The following is a 16,782-nucleotide window of genomic DNA, read 5'->3' on the forward strand; positions in this document are numbered from 1 at the left end:
CCCCCCCCCCCCCCCCCCCCCGCGCGTGATCAAGCCGGTGTGCTGTCGGGGGCCGCGTGGCCGCGGGCCGTCGTCGCCCCCTGGACCTCACCGCCCGTTGAAAGCGTCCTTCAGCCGGGAGAACAGCCCCTGCTGCCCGGGCTGGAACTGCCCGGTGGGCCGCTCCTCACCGCGCAGCTTCGCCAGCCTCCGCAGCAGCTCCTCCTGCTCCGGGTCCAGCTTCGAGGGCGTCTGCACCTCGACGTGCACGATCAGGTCGCCGCGCCCGCCGCCGCGCAGATGTGTGACACCGCGCTGGTGCAGCGGAATGGACTGCCCCGACTGGGTGCCGGGCCGGATGTCGACCTCCTCCAGCCCGTCCAGCGTCTCCAGCGGGCACTTCGTGCCCAGCGCCGCCGCCGTCATCGGGATGGTGACCGTGCAGTGCAGGTCGTCGCCGCGCCGCTGGAAGACCGGGTGCGGCAGCTCGTGGATCTCGACGTAGAGGTCGCCCGCCGGGCCACCGCCCGGGCCGACCTCGCCCTCACCGGCGAGCTGGATGCGCGTCCCGTTGTCGACACCGGCCGGGATCTTGACCGTGAGCGTACGGCGGGAGCGCACCCGGCCGTCGCCCGCGCACTCCGGGCACGGGGTGGGGACCACGGTCCCGAAGCCCTGGCACTGCGGGCACGGGCGCGAGGTCATGACCTGGCCCAGGAAGGACCGCGTCACCTGCGAGACCTCACCGCGGCCGCGGCACATGTCACAGGTCTGCGCGGACGTACCGGGCGCGGCGCCCTCACCGCTGCAGGTCGTGCACACCACGGCGGTGTCGACCTGGATGTCCTTGGTCGTGCCGAAGGCGGCCTCGTCCAGCTCCACGTCCAGCCGGATCATGGCGTCCTGGCCGCGGCGCGTACGCGAGCGGGGCCCGCGCTGCGACGCCGTACCGAAGAACGCGTCCATGATGTCGGAGAAGTTGCCGAAGCCCGCGCCGAAGCCGCCCGCGCCACCGGCGCCGCCGGACTGCGAGAGCGGGTCCCCGCCGAGGTCGTAGACCTGCTTCTTCTGCGGGTCCGACAGCACCTCGTAAGCGGCGTTGATCTCCTTGAACCGCTCCTGGGTCTTCGGATCCGGATTCACGTCCGGGTGCAGCTCGCGCGCCAGCCGCCGGAAAGCCTTCTTGATCTCGTCCTGCGAGGCATCGCGGCGAACGCCCAGGACCGCGTAGTAATCCGTGGCCACTTACGACTCCGCCAGGATCTGTCCGACGTAACGTGCCACTGCGCGTACCGCTCCCATCGTTCCGGGGTAGTCCATGCGGGTCGGTCCGACCACGCCGAGTTTGGCGACTGCCTCGTCGCCCGAACCGTAGCCGACCGCGACGACCGATGTGGAAGTCAGGCCCTCGTGAGCGTTCTCGTGCCCGATGCGTACGGTCATGCCCGAGTCCTTGGCCTCCCCGAGCAGCTTGAGGAGCACCACCTGCTCTTCCAGCGCTTCCAGCACCGGCCGGATGGTCAGCGGGAAGTCGTGCCCGAAGCGCGTGAGATTGGCGGTACCGCCGATCATCAGCCGCTCCTCGGTCTCCTCCACCAAAGTCTCCAGCAAGACCGACAGCACTGTCGAGACCGTGCCGCGGTCCTCCTGCTCGAAGGAGTCGGGCAGGTCCTGCACCAGCTGCGGCACGTCCGTGAACCGCCGCCCCACGACACGGCTGTTGAGCCGCGCCCGCAGGTCCGCCAGCGAACTCTCGCCGAACGGCGCCGGGCAGTCGATCATGCGCTGCTCGACCCGCCCGGTGTCCGTGATCAGTACGAGCATCAGCCGGGCCGGGGCCAGCGACAAGAGCTCCACGTGCCGCACGGTGGACCGCGTCAACGACGGGTACTGCACCACCGCGACCTGCCGGGTCAGCTGCGCCAGCAGCCGGACCGTGCGCCCCACCACATCGTCGAGGTCGACCGCGCCGTCCAGGAAATTCTGGATGGCCCGCCGCTCCGGCGACGACAGGGGTTTGACGCCCGCCAGCTTGTCGACGAACAGGCGGTAGCCCTTGTCGGTCGGGATGCGCCCGGCGCTCGTATGAGGCTGGGCGATGAAGCCCTCGTCCTCCAGCGCCGCCATGTCGTTACGGACCGTGGCGGGTGAGACACCGAGGCGATGCCGCTCGGTCAGGGCCTTGGACCCGACCGGCTCCTCCGTCCCGACATAGTCCTGGACGATGGCGCGCAGCACTTCAAGCCTGCGTTCACTGAGCATCGCGCACACCTCCAGTCCGGCCGTTCTCCGGGTCGTTCTTCCTGGGCCGTCTTTGGCACTCACCATGTCCGAGTGCCAAGCCCTGAGCCAGTGTACGGCCGGGTCGCACAAGCAGGGCAAGGGCGGCCGTCACGTAACCGCCGATCCGGCGGGCAACGCTATCGCGACACGGCTAGCGTCTCGGTATGCACACGACTTGGGAAGAGGCCGGCTGGGAACGTCTCGGTGCGGGCGTGGGCCGCCGCCGCATGCCGGGCTGGGACGAGACGATCGGCGTGGTCGCGGGCTCGGCGGGCGTCCTGCTCGTCGACACCGGCGCCACGCTGCGCGACGGCGCCGAGCTGCGCTGCCAGGCGCGCGACATCCTGGGCCGGGAAGTGACGCATATCGCGCTGACGCACCCCCACTTCGACCATGTACTGGGCACCGCAGCCTTCGCGGGCGTGGAGGTCTTCGGCGCCGCGGGCGTGGACGACCTCCTGCTGCACGGCAAAGACGAGCTGCGCGCGGCCGCGGTGCACCACGGCGTCGACGCGGACGCCGCGGCGGAGGCCGCCGACCTCCTCGTACGCCCCCACCACCTGGTCTCCGGCGAGCGCACCCTGGACCTGGGCGACCGCCAGGTGCTGCTGGCCAACGTCGGCCCCGGCCACACCGCGCACGACCTGGCGGTGCTGGTCCCCGGCGGGCACGGCTCCCCCGAGATCGTCTTCTGCGGCGACCTCGTCGAGGAGTCCGGTACGCCCCAGGCCGGTTCGGACGCCATCCCCACCCAGTGGCCCGCCGCCCTGGACCGCCTGCTCGCCCTCGGCGGCGAAAACGCGCTCTACGTCCCGGGCCACGGCGCGGTGGTAGATGCCCGATTCGTCCGTGACCAGCGCGACCAGCTGGCCCGCCGCTTCGGCGTGTCGCCTTCCTGACCTGCGTCTCTTCCTTATCGTCCGTACGGTCCCAGCGTCGTCCGTACGGCCCGGCCGGTCTCCGTACGGCCCTGCCCCCACCCGTACGGACCGGCCACCGTCCCTGCGGTCCCGCCCGCGCAGAACCCCGCACAGATCAAGGCAGCAGCCGCCATGCAGAGCAAGCGCTACGACCTCACCCCTCCCTGGAAGAAGCAGCGCCCCGCGCCCGAGGTCCCGGCCGACCCCGATCTGGTCGTCGAGGAGCTCACCACCGGCTTCTGCGGCGCCGTGATCCGCTGCGAGAAGACGGCGGAGGGGCCGACGGTCACCCTGGAGGACCGCTTCGGCAAGCACCGCGTCTTCCCCATGACGCCGCGCGGTTTCCTCCTGGAGGGCCAGGTCGTCACCCTCGTACGGCCCCGGGCGCGGCCCGCCGCCCGCGGCCCGGCCCGTACCGCCTCCGGGTCGCTGGCCGTGCCCGGCGCCCGCGCCCGGGTGGCCAGGGCCGGCCGCATCTACGTCGAGGGGCGCCACGACGCGGAGCTGGTCGAACGCGTCTGGGGCGACGACCTGCGCATCGAGGGCGTGGTCGTCGAATACCTGGAAGGCATCGACGACCTGCCCGCCATCGTCGCGGACTTCTCCCCCGGCCCCGACGCGCGGCTGGGCGTCCTGGTGGACCACCTCGTCCCCGGCTCCAAGGAGTCCCGGATCGCGGCGCAGGTCACCGACGCCCACACCCTGGTCGTCGGGCACCCCTACATCGACGTCTGGGAAGCGGTGAAGCCGTCCTCGGTGGGCATCGCCGCCTGGCCGTCCGTGCCGCGCGGCCAGGACTGGAAGACCGGGGTGTGCCGCGCCCTGGGCTGGCCGGAGAACACCGGCGCCGCCTGGCAGCACATCCTCTCCTCGGTCCGCTCCTACAAGGACCTGGAGCCGCAACTCCTGGGCCGCGTCGAGGAGTTGATCGACTTCGTCACGGCGCCGCCCGAGTAGCGCCGGGGTCAGTCCACCAGGTCCCGGACCACCGCGTCGGCCAGCAGCCGCCCGCGCAGCGTCAGCACGGCCCGGCCCGCCTCGTAGGGGGCGGGCTCCAGCAGGCCGTCGGACAGGGCGCGCGCCGCCGCCCGCGCGCCCTGCGGCGCCAGGAGGGACAGCGGGCAGCCGTCCGCGAGGCGCAGTTCGAGCAGGATGCGCTCGACGCGGCGGTCCTCCTCGGCGAGCACCTCGCGGCCCGCGCCCGGCGAGCGCCCGTCCTGGAGCGCCTGGGCGTACGCCCCCGGGTGCTTGACGTTCCACCAGCGCACCCCGCCCACGTGGCTGTGCGCGCCGGGCCCGGCGCCCCACCAGTCGGCGCCGGTCCAGTACAGCTCGTTGTGGCGGCAGCGGCCGGCCTTGGAGGTCGCCCAGTTGGAGACCTCGTACCAGGAGAAACCGGCCGCGGTCAGCCGCTCCTCGGCGATCAGGTAGCGGTCGGCGTGCACATCGTCGTCCGTCATCGGGACCTCGCCGCGCCGGATGCGGCGCGCGAGCTGGGTGCCCTCCTCCACGATCAGCGCGTAGGCCGAGACGTGGTCGGGGCCCGCCGCGATCGCCGCGTCCAGCGAGGCCCGCCAGTCGTCGTCGCTCTCACCGGGGGTTCCGTAGATCAGATCGAGGTTGACGTGGTCGAAGCCGGCCGCGCGCGCCTCGGCGACACAGGCCTCGGGCCGCCCTGGCGTGTGCGTGCGGTCAAGGATCTTCAGGACGTGCTGCCGGGCGCTCTGCATACCGAAGGAGACCCGGTCGAAGCCGCCCGCCCGCAGCTCTTCGAGGTAGCGCGGGTCCACCGACTCCGGGTTGGCCTCGGTGGTGATCTCCGCGTCCGGCGCGAGGCCGAACTCGTCCCGGATCGCGGCCAGCATCCGGACCAGGTCCGCCGCGGGCAGCAGGGTGGGCGTACCGCCTCCGACGAAGACCGTCTCGACGGACCGCGGGTCCTCGCCCAGGACCTTGCGCGCCAGGCGCACCTCCTCGACGAGCGTGGCGGCGTAGTTGTCGCGCGAGGCCAGCGCGCCGCCGGAGCCGCGCAGCTCACCGGCGGTGTAGGTGTTGAAGTCGCAGTAGCCGCAGCGGGTGGCGCAGTACGGGACGTGCAGATAGAACCCGAGGGGACGCTCAGTGGCCCCGTCCAGGGCACGGCGGGGCAGCACCCCGTCGTCGGGCATGGGCTCACCATCGGGCAGTGCGGAAGGCATTCCCCCATTGTCCGCCATAAAGCCGCGGCCCCTTCCGTGCCCCGTTCAAGGGCGCGGGGCCGTGCCGATACGCGGCTCCGCCACGTGGGCGCGCCCAGCCACAACCGGCCCGCAGCCGACAGGCCTCAGGGCCTGTCGTCAACGTCCCGTCGTTCGCCCGGAGGGCGGGCCTGGCGGCGTCTGGCGCACTCCGCTCGCTTCGCGAGCTGCCTCTCGGCTCTTTGCGTCGTTCTACGGATGCCGAGCGCTCTCGCAAGGCGGAGGGGCGCCCCGGTACTGGTACCGGGGCGAGCCCGGCAACGCGGCGAGCGTGCGTGCCAGGCGTCGCCAGGCAGGCGGGACTGTGACGACGGGCCCTAGCGGAGCGCATGCAGCACCAGCAGCGCCAGATCGTCATCCGGCGGCGTCGGCCCGAAGGCGTGCACCGCCTCGCGGATCCGGCCCGCGACCCCGTCTGCCCCCAGCCCCGCGCACTGCGCCAGCGCCGCCGCCAGGCCGTCCTCGTCGTCGAAGAGCCGCGGGCCCGAGCGCCGCTCGGTCACCCCGTCGGTGACGCACAGCAGCGTCTCGCCCGGGGCCAGGTCGAAGGACTGGGAGACGTACGCGGACTCCTCCAGCACCCCCAGCAGCATCTGCGGGTCCGCCACGACCCGTACCGTGCCGTCCGCGCCCAGCACCAGCGGCAGCGGGTGCCCGGCGCTGGCGAGGGTGCAGCGCGCGCCGCCCGCCTCTTCGGGGTTCGGCACGATCTCGCCGTACAGGAGCGACAGGAAGCGCCCCTGCTCGCCCTCCTCCAGGAGCCCCTCGGCCGCGGGGAGGCCGTCGACGGGCCCGCCGCTCACTCCCCCGGCGGCCGCGACCGCCGCCGTCACCGCGATGACGGAGTCGGCGGCCTCCCGCGCGACGGTCTTGTTGAGCCGGTCCAGGACCTCGTCCACACCGAAGCCGTCGCGCGCCAGCATGCGCAGTACGGGCCGGGCCAGGCCGGTCACCGCGGCCGCCTCGGGTCCGCTGCCGCACACATCGCCGAGGGCGAAGCACCAGCGCCCGCCGCCGGCGTCGAACAGGTCCCAGAAGTCGCCGCCCGCCCAGGCGCCCTCGCGCGGCTCGTAGACCACCGCCGACTCCACCCCGGGCACCGGCGCCCGCCCGCGCGGCAGCAGCCTGCGCTGGAGGACCTGGCTGATCCGCGCCTGCCTGCCGTAGGCGCGGGCCGCCGCGATGGCGCGGCCCGCCCGGCGGGCCAGGTCCTCGATGAGGCCGACGACCTCGTCGGGGAAGCGCATCAGCCCGGCCCGCCCCAGCAGCAGCGTGCCGTACCTGCGGCCGCCCGCCACCAGGGGGCAGGCCAGCGCCGCGCCGACCGGCCCGCACCCGGTGCCTTCGCCGGGCCACAGCCAGGGGACCGCGCTCCCCGCGGTCCCGCGCGGGCCGCCGTACCCCGCCGCGAGGGGCGGGTCCTTCTCCAGGACCATGCGCAGGGCGTCGATCCGCGCCTCGCTGGAGTGCCAGACGCGGGCCAGCCGCGGCACCTCGTCCTCGCCGTCGGCCCGCAGGGAACCGTGGGCGCCGTAGCCGTCGTCGGGAGCCGGGCCCGCGCCGCCGCCTCCCGTACCGCCGTCGTGCACCCACACCGCGCACCAGTCGGCCAGCCGGGGTACGACCAGCTGGGCGGCGAGCGAGGCGATCTGGTCGACGTCCAGCTGTCCGGCCAGCAGGTCGGAGGCCTCGGCCAGGAAGGAGAGCGCGCCGTGGTGGATCCAGTCCGGTTCGGCCCGGCGCAGCCCGGACCGCTGGGGCGCGGGGGCCAGCAACTCCGCTGCTCGCAGCCCCCGTTGGAGGGCCACGTCGCCGTGCGAGAGGTCAGGGGACGGCCCGTAGCCCTCCCCCGGATCGCCGGTGAGCAGCCGGAACCAGACGGTCTTCAGGGCGCGCCGGTAGGTGATGCCCCAGGACTCGGCGACCGCGTTGACCAGTTGCAGGCCGTGGCCGCCGCTGTCGGACGGCGAGGTCTGCTGGCGCCCGCGCACGGCGCGCGCCGGGTGGTGGTCGGAGACCTCCACCACGACCGCGGCCCGGCACGGGGAGGCCGCCGCCCCCAGGGCCGCGCCCGCCGCGCCGCTGCCGGACCCGTGCGCCTCCGCGCCGCACGGGTCCAGCCGGCACAGCAGTTCCACGGTCGTTCCCGCGTGCACCACCGCGTTGGTGACCAACTCGCTGACCAGCAGCACCGCTTCGTCGGCGAGCCGGTCGGTGATGCCCTCGGCTCCCGGCAGCGCCTGGGCGGTCCAGTCGGCGAGGGCGGCGCGTACGAACTGCCGTGCGGCGGCAGCGGCGCGCGGGTTGCCCGGCAGGCTGCCCCGGTGGCACCGCGCGTGCTCCTGCGCACATCCCGTATCAGCACACTCGCCTGCCCCTACGGCCCCTCTGTCACCACCCGTGACCCCGGCGGCAGCCACGCCGACGGGCGCCGCAGCGCCCGGCCCGACGCCCTCGCCGCCGGCCCCGCGGGCCTCGGCACCAGGGCGGACGCCCTCGGAGCGGTCCGCCGCCCGCATCCGCACGACGTCCCTTTTTGATGAAGTTGGCGTCCTCATTGAGCAACTCCCGAGCAGTTCCGCAATAGCGCCAAACACGCCACCGCCAGAGTGACAGACTGAGCGCGCGTATAAGCACCGAGTTACTGAAGTGGACAGCCATGGCGGTCGATTCGGCAGGGCCCCGCGTTCCGGGGGATCCGGGGGAGAAAACTCCCCCGGACAGGCGCGGCTCCAAGGAGAACCCCCGTCGCACCGCCCGTGCGGCTCCCCGGCGGGCCGCAGGGGAGAAGGCGCCCCGCTCCGGCGCGGGCGCGGAGTATGTCCGCGCGGCCGATCTGCGCCCCCTCGTGACGGCCCTGACCACCATGTCGGCGGGCGACTTCCGCACCCGCCTCCCCGTGGCCCACGAGGGCGTACTGGCCGAACTGGCCGTTGCCTTCAACGACATCGCGGCCCGTAACCAGCACCTGTCCAACGAACTGCTGCGGCTGCGCAGCGAGGTCGTACGCCAGGGCCGGCTGGACGAGCGGATGTCGGCGAGCCCGGGCTCCGGCACCTGGGCGACCTCCGTCCAGGCCACCAACACCATCATCGACGCCCTGGTCATCCCGGCGTCCCAGGCCACCCAGGTGCTGGACGCGGTCGCGGGCGGCGACCTGTCCCAGCGGGTGGATCTGCACGACGGCAACCGCCCGCTGCGCGGCGACCGCCGCCGGCTGGGCCGCGCGGTCAACAGGATGGTCGACCAGCTCTCCCTGTTCACCGGCGAGGTCACCCGCGTCGCCCGCGAGTCCGGCACGGAAGGCCGCCTCGGCGGCCGCGCCAAGGTGGCGGGCCTGTCGGGGAGTTGGCGCGATGTGACCGAAGCCGTCAACACCATGGCGGCCCGCCTGACGGCCCAGGTGCGCGACATCGCCCTGGTGACCACCGCGGTGGCGCGCGGCGATCTGACGCGTCAGGTCACGGTCGAGGCGGCGGGCGAGCTGCTGGAGCTGAAGATGACCGTCAACACCATGGTCGACCAGCTCTCCGCCTTCGCCGACGAAGTCACCCGCGTCGCCCGCGAGGTCGGCACCGAAGGCCAGTTGGGCGGCCGCGCCCAGGTCCGCGGCGTGTCGGGGGTGTGGAAGGACCTGACCGACAACGTCAACTTCATGGCCTCCAACCTCACCTCCCAGGTCCGCAACATCGCCCAGGTCACCACCGCGGTGGCCAACGGCGATCTGAGCCAGAAGATCACCGTCGATGCGCGCGGCGAGATCCTCCAGCTGAAGCTGACCGTCAACACGATGGTCGACCAGCTCTCCGCCTTCGCCGACGAAGTCACCCGCGTCGCCCGCGAGGTCGGCACGGAGGGCCGGCTCGGCGGCCGGGCGCATGTGCGCGGCGTGTCGGGCGTCTGGAAGGACCTGACCGACAACGTCAACTTCATGGCCGACAACCTCACCTCCCAGGTGCGCAACATCGCCCTGGTGGCGACGGCCGTGGCGGAGGGCGACCTCGGGAAGAAGATCACGGTCGAGGCCAAGGGCGAGATCCTGGAGGTGAAGTCGACGATCAACACGATGGTCGACCAGCTCTCCGCCTTCGCCGACGAAGTCACCCGCGTCGCCCGCGAGGTCGGCACCGAAGGCAACCTCGGCGGTCAGGCCCAGGTCCGCGGCGCCTCCGGTGTCTGGAAGGACCTCACCGACAACGTCAACTTCATGGCCTCCAACCTCACCTCCCAGGTCCGCAACATCGCCCAGGTCACCACGGCCGTGGCCGACGGCGACCTCTCCAAGAAGATCACGGTCGATGCGCGCGGCGAGATCCTGGAGCTGAAGGACACCGTCAACTCCATGGTGGAGCAGCTGCGCGCGTTCGCCGACGAGGTCACCCGCGTCGCCCGCGAGGTCGGCACCGAAGGCAACCTCGGCGGCCGGGCCCAGGTCCGCGGCGCCTCCGGCGTCTGGAAGGACCTCACCGACAACGTCAACTTCATGGCCTCCAACCTCACCACCCAGGTCCGCAACATCGCCCTGGTGGCCACCGCGGTCGCCAAGGGAGACCTCTCCAAGAAGATCGACGTGGACGCCCGCGGCGAGATCCTGGAGCTGAAGACCACCCTGAACACCATGGTCGACACCCTCTCCTCCTTCGCCTCGGAGGTGACCCGGGTGGCCCGCGAGGTGGGCAGCGAGGGGCAGTTGGGCGGCCAGGCCCGGGTCGAGGGCGTCTACGGCACCTGGAAGCGCCTGACGACGAACGTGAACGAGCTCGCCTCCAACCTCACCACCCAGGTCCGCGCCATCGCCGAGGTCGCCTCCGCGGTGGCCGCCGGCGACATGACCCGTAACGTCACCGTAGAGACCCAGGGCGAGGTCGCCGAGCTGAAGGACAACATCAACCTGATGGTGTCCAACCTCCGCGAGACCACCCGCGCCAAGGACTGGCTGGAGTCCAACCTGGCCCGCCTGGCGGGTCTGATGCAGGGCCACCGCGACCTGGTGGAGGTCGCCGATCTGATCCTGCGCGAGCTGACCCCGCTGGTCAACGCCCAGTACGGCGCCTTCTTCCTGGCCGACACCAACGTCACCGACGTCACCGACCCGACCGACCCCAGCGGTCTGCATCTGGCGTTCATCGCGGGCTACGGCTCCGCGCAGGACACCAGCATCGACACACCGGGCTCGGTGGGCCACGGTCTGGTGCGCCAGGCCGCCCTGGAGAAGAAGCGCATCCTGGTCGAGGACGCCCCGCCCGACTACATCAAGGTCAACTCCGGTCTGGGCGAGGCCACTCCGGCCACCGTAGTGATCATCCCGGTCCTGTTCGAGGACCAGACCCTCGGCGTGATCGAGCTGGCGTCCTTCTCCCGCTTCTCCGATGTCCACCTGGCCTTCTTCGACCAGTTCGTGAACACCATCGGCGTCGCCATCAACACCATCGTCGCCAACTCCCGTACGGAATCCCTGCTCGGCGAGTCCCAGCGGCTGGCCCGCCAGCTCCAGGAGCGCACGGACGAGCTCCAGCGCCGGCAGGCCGAGCTGCAGCGCTCCAACGCCGAGCTGGAGGAGAAGGCGGCGCTGCTGGCCAGCTCCTCGCAGTACAAGTCCGAGTTCCTGGCCAATATGTCGCACGAGCTGCGCAACCCGCTCAACTCCCTGCTCATCCTGGCCCGGCTGCTCGCCGACAACCCCGACGCCCATCTCACCGAGCAGGAGGTGCAGTTCGCGGCGACCATCCACCGCTCGGGCTCGGACCTCCTCCAGCTGATCAACGACATCCTCGACCTGTCCAAGATCGAGGCAGGCCGGATGGACGTACGCCCCAAGCGCCTGCCGCTGATCAAGCTGCTCAACTACGTCCACGACACCTTCCGCCCCATGACCCTGGACCGCGGACTGGCCTTCGAGGTCTCGGTGAGCGAGGGCGTACCCAAAGAGCTCTTCTCCGACGAACAGCGCCTGCAGCAGGTGCTGCGCAACCTGCTGACCAACGCCGTCAAGTTCACCTCGGCCGGCAAGATCGACCTGCGGGTGGACCGCGCCCCCGACAACTCCATCGCCTTCACCGTCACCGACACCGGCATCGGCATCGCCCCGGAGAAACTCCCCGTCATCTTCGAGGCGTTCCAGCAGGCGGACGGCACGACCAACCGCAAATACGGCGGCACGGGCCTGGGCCTGTCCATCAGCCGGGAGATCGCCGGGCTGCTGGGCGGCAGGATCACCGCCAGCAGCGAGCCGGGCGTCGGCAGCATCTTCACCCTGTACGTCCCCGTCGAGTGCCCCGGCTTCGCCGATGTGCCCGACTCCGTCCCCGACCCCGGCCTGCTGCCCGCCTCCACCCAGTACCTCCCCCTGCCCGACAAACCGGGGCACCCCTCGCAGGCGGGCCGCCACCAGCCCCGTACCAGCCCTCCCATGCCCCGCGACGAACCGGCCTGGCCGACCACCACCCGCCTGGAGGACTGGGTGGCGGGACCGGCCGGCTCACTGCTCGCCGGCTGCGAGGTCCTGGTCGTGGACGACGACATCCGCAACGTCTTCGCCCTCACCAACGTCCTGAGCCGGGTCGGCATGCGCGTCATCTACGCCGAACACGGCCGGGAGGGCATCGAGATGCTCGGCAAGAACCCCGGCATCAGGCTCGTCCTGATGGACGTGATGATGCCGGAGATGGACGGCTACGAAACCATCCGCGCCATCCGCCGCACCCCCCGCTTCGCCGACCTGCCCGTCATCGTGCTGACCGCGAAAGCCATGCCCGGCGACCGCGAGAAGTCCCTGGAGAGCGGAGCCAACGAGTACGTCCCCAAGCCCGTGGACGTGGATCGCCTGCTGACCGTGACCGTGGATCTGCTGTCCCGGCACAGCGCCGCGCCTCCGTCCCCCGACGGCGACCACGACCCCCCCGGCTGCGGAACGATCGCCCCACAGATCGGCCCCGCCGTCATCGATCCCGAAGCAACCTCCTAGAGGCAAGGCTCAAGGCTCATCATGACTCCACCAAGCGGCACGACAACCGCCGAGGGCCAGGCAGGCATCCTGCTCGTCGACGACATGGAGGACAACCTCGCCGCTCTCGAAGCCGTCCTGGTCTCGCTCGGCGAGCCACTCGTCCGTGCCCGCTCCGGTGAGGAGGCGATGAAGGCGCTGCTGCGCCAGGACTTCGCGGTGGTCCTGCTGGACATCCTCATGCCCGGCATGGACGGCTTCGAGACCGCCACCAACATCAAACGTCTCGACCAGACCAAAGACATCCCGATCATTTTCCTGACCGGCACCGACAGCGACTCCGGCTTCGCCTTCCGCGGCTATTCCACCGGCGCCGCCGACTATCTGACCAAGCCCTTCGACCCCTGGGTGCTGCGCGCCAAGGTCAATGTCTTCCTCGACCTGCACCGCAAGAACCGCCAGCTCAGCCGCCTCCTGGCCCAGGACCGGGAAAGAATCGGAGAGTTGGCGGATCGTATCGGCGAGATCGAGAACCTCTTCGCCGGCAGCCCCGATCCGGCCGTCAGGGAACTGCGCGACAGCGTCAACCGGATGGAGGAGACGGTCCGAGCACTGCGCTGCGGCCACCGGTAGCCCTACCGGCGGCCGCAGCGCGGCGCCGCGCGCTAGGCCTCCCGCGCGCCCTGGTACATCTCCTCCAGCAGATCCTTGAAGGCCCGCTCCACCACCGGCCGCTTCACCTTGAGGCTGGGCGTCACCTCGCCGTGCTCGATGTCCAGGTCGCGCGGCAGCACCCGGAACTTACGGATCTGCTGCCAGCGCTGCAGCCCCTCGTTGACCCGCTCCACATAGCCGTCCATCAGCTCGCGCACCGCCTCGGAGCCCACGACCTCGGCGTAGCTCTTGCCCTCCAGCCCGTGGTCCTTGGCCCATGCCATGATCGTCGGCTCGTCGAGGGCGATCAGCGCGGTGCAGAAGTTCCGGTTGGCGCCGTGCACCAGCACGTTGGAGATGAAGGGGCAGACCGCCTTGAAGCGGCCCTCGACCTCGGCGGGCGCGATGTACTTCCCGCCCGAGGTCTTGATCAGGTCCTTCTTGCGGTCGGTGATGCGCAGATAGCCGTCCGCCGACAGCTCGCCGATGTCCCCGGTGTGGAACCAGCCGTCCGCCTCCAGCACTTCGGCGGTCTTCTCCGGCAGCCCGTGGTAGCCCTGCATGATGCCGGGGCTGCGCAGCAGGACCTCGCCGTCCTCGGCGATCCGCACCTCCGTGCCCGGCAGCGGCTTGCCGACCGTGCCCGTACGGTAGGCCTCGCCCGGGTTCACAAAGCTCGCCGCGCTGGACTCGGTGAGCCCGTAGCCCTCCAGGATGTGGATCCCGGCGCCGGCGAAGAAGTACCCGATCTCGGGCGCCAGCGCCGCCGATCCGGACACCGCGGCGCGCAGCTTCCCGCCGAAGGCCGCTCTGAGCTTGGCGAACACCAGCGCGTCGGCGACCTTGTGCTTGGCGCCGAGGGCGAAGGGCACCGAAGCGTTGCCCGTACGGCGGAAGTTGTCCTGCGAGACCTTGGCGTACTCGCGCGCGACACCGGCCGCCCACTGGAAGATCTTGTACTTGGCGGGCCCGCCCGCGCGCGCCTTGGACGCGACGCCGTTGTAGACCTTCTCGAAGATCCGCGGCACGGCCGCCATGTACGTGGGCTGCACGGCCGGCAGATTCTCGATGATCTTGTCGACCCGCCCGTCCACCGCGATGACGTGCCCCAGCGCGATCTGCCCCGTGGTCAGCACCTTCCCGAAGACATGCGCCAGCGGCAGCCACAGGTACTGCACATCGGACTCGAAGACCAGCCCGGTCGCCTCGATGGCCCGCGCCATGTAGGACCAGCTGTCGTGCGCGAGCCGTACGCCCTTGGGCTGCCCGGTGGTGCCCGAGGTGTAGATCAGCGTCGCCAACTGCTCGGCGCGCAGCGACTTGACGCGCTCCTCGACGCAGTCGGGGTTCTTCTCCAGCCGCGCCGCACCGCGCCGCTCCAGCTCGGCGAGCGAGAGCACCCAGCCCTCCGGGTCGCCCTCCGCCTCCTTGGCGTCCGCCTCCTCGATGACGATGACATGCGCCAGCTCAGGCAGAGCGGAGCGCTTCTCCCGCGCCTTGGCCAGCTGGGCCGCGTCCTCCGCGACCAGCACCCGGCTCTCGGAGTCGGCGAGGATGTACGCCGTCTCCTCGGCGTTGGTGCTGGGGTAGACGGTCGTGGTGGCCGCGCCCGCGCACATCACGCCGAGGTCGGCGAGCAGCCACTCGATACGGGTGTTGCAGGCCAGCGCCACCCGCTCCTCGGGCCGCAGCCCCAGATCGATCAGCCCCGCCGCGATCGCGTACACCCGCCGTGCGGACTGCGCCCAGGTCAGCGACTTCCAGTCGTCGGGCCCCTGGCCGGAAGCGGGCGGCACCGGATAGCGGAAGGCCTCGGTATCGGGGGTCGCCGCGACGCGCTCCAGGAAGAGGGTCGCCACCGAAGGTGGCCGGTTCTCGAGCAAGGTCTGGGTGTCCGTCACGGCATCCTCCGGGGCCCGCTTCTTTGCTGGTGACTCGCGAGTAACCTTCAAGCAGTGATCAGACTAGAACGCGTCGGGCCGCCATGTAAGAGGCTGGGACGGACCGGTTCAGGGATGTGACCAGTGCGGTAGGTGCGCGGTACATGCGTCGGGTCCGTGACGCCTGTGACGTCACGGACCCGGGGTAGGACAAGCGCCGGAATCAGCCAAGCGAGGCCAGGACGCTGGCAACGAGGTCGATGTCGACGTCAGCATCGGTGTCGAGGTTGACGCCGGCCGTGCTGACCTTGGTGTCCGCCTTGGAACCAAGGCCCGTGGTCTCGGACTTGGCGCCCGCGTCCAGCAGGCCGAGGATGTTGACGCCCGCCTGTTGCTTGGACTTCACCAGCGGACCGCCGTCAGCCGCGGCGGCTCCTGCCGCCCCGCCCACGAGCAGGAAAGCCGCGAGCACCGTACCGATCCACCGAAGAGCAGTGTGTGCGTTCATTGGATTTTGCCTCCTTCTTGCCTCGACAGGACCGGTATCCCGAATTCAATGGCCGCAATCCCCCGTTTTTCCACTGCCGAATAAAGCACCCGAAGAGAGCAACACGGAACGCAATTAATATTCAGAACACAACGCGGGCCCGGCGCAGAACGCCGGGCCCGCGAATCCCTTATGCCATCGCTCGATGAGACGGCACAGCGGGAGGCGAAGTGTTTCAGCCGATCGGCACGCCGGCCGGGAGACCACCGATCATCTGCGCCGGAGCCGGCATGCCGGCAGCCTTGGCGGCGTCGCCCACCTTGGTCTTGGCGTTGGTGGCGTTGTCCGTCTTCAGCTTGTCGGCAACCTTGTCCAAGGAGCCGACGACGGCCTTGACGTCGATGTCGTGAAGCGGGTTCTTCAGGTCCTGCTTGGTCTTGGTGTCCGAGTCGAGCAGCTGCTTCTCCTGCTCCTGCGCCGCCTGCGGGGCGTTGTCCACGTCGTCGGCGAAGGCGGGCGAGGCGACCCCCATGGCCATGACGGAACCGGCAACAACCGCAGCAGCCTTCGTGTACTTCACTTCAGCATCCCTTTCTGTAGCGGCGTTCTTCACGGTCACGACCGTCGTGCCGCCCGAGCGTCTTGCTGGCCGCTCGGAACGCCGCTGCCATCATTCGTAACGGGGACACCACCCTTGCGGAAACTCTCAACTTTCCACTTTTTTCCCGACCACCCGAATGCCGCACGACTATTGCAATTCTCATATCAACAAGCCGTCCGGGCACGATGAAGGGCGCCCGTCCGAACAGGGACGGGCGCCCTTCACTCTGCAGTCAACCCGCAATGGGAGAGCGGGAGTTGCGCAACGAACCGTTATCGCACCTGGGTGTTGTTGCCGACCTTGGTCTTGGCGCTGGTGTCGTTGTTCGTCTTCAGCTTGTCGGCCACCTTGTCCAGGGAGCCGAGCCACGCCACGACGTCGATGTTACCGAACGGGTTCTTCAGGTCCTGCTTGGTCTTGGTGTCCGAGTCCAGCAGCTTCTTCTCGGAGCCCTTGGCGGTGGCAGTCACGTCACCCGGCTTGTTGTCGGCGTCGGCGGCGAGCGCGGGGGCGGCGCCGCCCAGGGCCATGACACAACCGGCAACGACCGCAGCAGCCTTGGTGTACTTCACTTCAGCATCCCTTTCCGAAGCGGCGCAGTGTGCGGTCACGACCGTCGTGCCGCCCGAGCGTCTTGCTGGCCGCTCGGAACGCCGCTGCCGACACCCGTAACGCGGGCATCTGCCCCGGGGAAACCGCAAAGATGCGGATTACTTGGGCAACCACCTGTTTGCCGCAGCACGATTGCCGTCCATCGGATCTTCTCGGAGCCGAAAGAGGGGCGCCCGCCCTTTACGG

The 16,782-nt window shown here is 70.8% G+C and carries 12 protein-coding genes; 4 read left to right on the forward strand and 8 right to left on the reverse strand.

The genetic code is table 11. From position 1 onward, the window contains the following. Positions 1–87 precede the first annotated feature (87 nt). Both dnaJ and hrcA read right to left on the reverse strand, forming a co-directional pair. Complete coding sequence (gene dnaJ, locus AC4IJH_RS22085; protein WP_490853539.1) at positions 88–1,224, reverse strand: molecular chaperone DnaJ; 1,137 nt, start codon at positions 1,222–1,224, stop codon at positions 88–90. Continuing rightward, a complete protein-coding gene (hrcA, locus tag AC4IJH_RS22090; RefSeq protein WP_490853540.1) occupies positions 1,225–2,241 on the reverse strand; it encodes a heat-inducible transcriptional repressor HrcA in 1,017 nt (338 codons plus the stop codon). A 185-nt stretch (positions 2,242–2,426) separates the two neighbouring features. Here hrcA and AC4IJH_RS22095 point away from each other — a divergent pair, with 185 nt between their 5' ends. Together AC4IJH_RS22095 and AC4IJH_RS22100 are read left to right on the forward strand one after the other, a co-directional pair. Further along, on the forward strand, positions 2,427–3,161 hold the full coding sequence (locus tag AC4IJH_RS22095) for an MBL fold metallo-hydrolase (RefSeq protein WP_490853541.1): 735 nt from the start codon (positions 2,427–2,429) through the stop codon (positions 3,159–3,161). Between the two features lie 153 nt (positions 3,162–3,314). Further along, a complete protein-coding gene (locus AC4IJH_RS22100; protein WP_490853542.1) occupies positions 3,315–4,139 on the forward strand; it encodes a DUF3097 domain-containing protein in 825 nt (274 codons plus the stop codon). A gap of 8 nt (positions 4,140–4,147) precedes the next feature. On the opposite strand, the gene hemW is transcribed toward AC4IJH_RS22100, so the two are convergent. Next, a complete protein-coding gene (gene hemW / locus AC4IJH_RS22105) occupies positions 4,148–5,380 on the reverse strand; it encodes a radical SAM family heme chaperone HemW (protein WP_490853543.1) in 1,233 nt (410 codons plus the stop codon). A 356-nt stretch (positions 5,381–5,736) separates the two neighbouring features. Further along, entirely contained in the window at positions 5,737–7,938 is a 2,202-nt protein-coding gene (locus AC4IJH_RS22110; protein ID WP_490853544.1) for a SpoIIE family protein phosphatase, read from the reverse strand. A 347-nt stretch (positions 7,939–8,285) separates the two neighbouring features. On the opposite strand from AC4IJH_RS22110, the gene AC4IJH_RS22115 reads away from it, so the two are divergent. Next, on the forward strand, positions 8,286–12,383 hold the full coding sequence (locus AC4IJH_RS22115; protein ID WP_490853597.1) for a HAMP domain-containing protein: 4,098 nt from the start codon (positions 8,286–8,288) through the stop codon (positions 12,381–12,383). A gap of 21 nt (positions 12,384–12,404) precedes the next feature. Then, positions 12,405–12,995, forward strand: coding sequence for a response regulator (locus AC4IJH_RS22120; RefSeq protein ID WP_490853545.1), 591 nt, complete (start codon positions 12,405–12,407; stop codon positions 12,993–12,995). A 32-nt stretch (positions 12,996–13,027) separates the two neighbouring features. On the opposite strand, the gene AC4IJH_RS22125 is transcribed toward AC4IJH_RS22120, so the two are convergent. From AC4IJH_RS22125 to AC4IJH_RS22140, 4 genes are all read right to left on the reverse strand, one after another. Then, complete coding sequence (locus AC4IJH_RS22125; RefSeq protein ID WP_490853546.1) at positions 13,028–14,917, reverse strand: AMP-dependent synthetase/ligase; 1,890 nt, start codon at positions 14,915–14,917, stop codon at positions 13,028–13,030. A 202-nt stretch (positions 14,918–15,119) separates the two neighbouring features. Beyond that, positions 15,120–15,404: a hypothetical protein gene (locus tag AC4IJH_RS22130; protein WP_490853547.1), complete on the reverse strand. Its 285-nt coding sequence runs from the start codon at positions 15,402–15,404 to the stop codon at positions 15,120–15,122. Positions 15,405–15,618: 214 nt separating this feature from the next. After that, positions 15,619–15,996: a hypothetical protein gene (locus tag AC4IJH_RS22135; RefSeq protein ID WP_490853548.1), complete on the reverse strand. Its 378-nt coding sequence runs from the start codon at positions 15,994–15,996 to the stop codon at positions 15,619–15,621. Between the two features lie 260 nt (positions 15,997–16,256). Beyond that, positions 16,257–16,556: a hypothetical protein gene (locus tag AC4IJH_RS22140; RefSeq protein WP_490853549.1), complete on the reverse strand. Its 300-nt coding sequence runs from the start codon at positions 16,554–16,556 to the stop codon at positions 16,257–16,259. Positions 16,557–16,782: the final 226 nt, after the last annotated feature.

Source organism: Streptomyces sp. UF-297, assembly GCF_058245575.1.

Excerpts from the sequence above, each read along its gene's own strand:
- AC4IJH_RS22100 (WP_490853542.1), top strand. The coding sequence starts at position 3,315 with ATGCAGAGCAAGCGCTACGACCTCACCCCTCCCTGGAAGAAGCAGCGC.
- AC4IJH_RS22120 (WP_490853545.1), top strand. The coding sequence starts at position 12,405 with ATGACTCCACCAAGCGGCACGACAACCGCCGAGGGCCAGGCAGGCATC.
- hrcA (WP_490853540.1), bottom strand. The coding sequence starts at position 2,241 with ATGCTCAGTGAACGCAGGCTTGAAGTGCTGCGCGCCATCGTCCAGGAC.
- hemW (WP_490853543.1), bottom strand. The coding sequence starts at position 5,380 with ATGCCTTCCGCACTGCCCGATGGTGAGCCCATGCCCGACGACGGGGTG.
- AC4IJH_RS22095 (WP_490853541.1), top strand. The coding sequence starts at position 2,427 with ATGCACACGACTTGGGAAGAGGCCGGCTGGGAACGTCTCGGTGCGGGC.
- AC4IJH_RS22130 (WP_490853547.1), bottom strand. The coding sequence starts at position 15,404 with ATGAACGCACACACTGCTCTTCGGTGGATCGGTACGGTGCTCGCGGCT.
- AC4IJH_RS22115 (WP_490853597.1), top strand. The coding sequence starts at position 8,286 with ATGTCGGCGGGCGACTTCCGCACCCGCCTCCCCGTGGCCCACGAGGGC.
- AC4IJH_RS22110 (WP_490853544.1), bottom strand. The coding sequence starts at position 7,938 with ATGCGGGCGGCGGACCGCTCCGAGGGCGTCCGCCCTGGTGCCGAGGCC.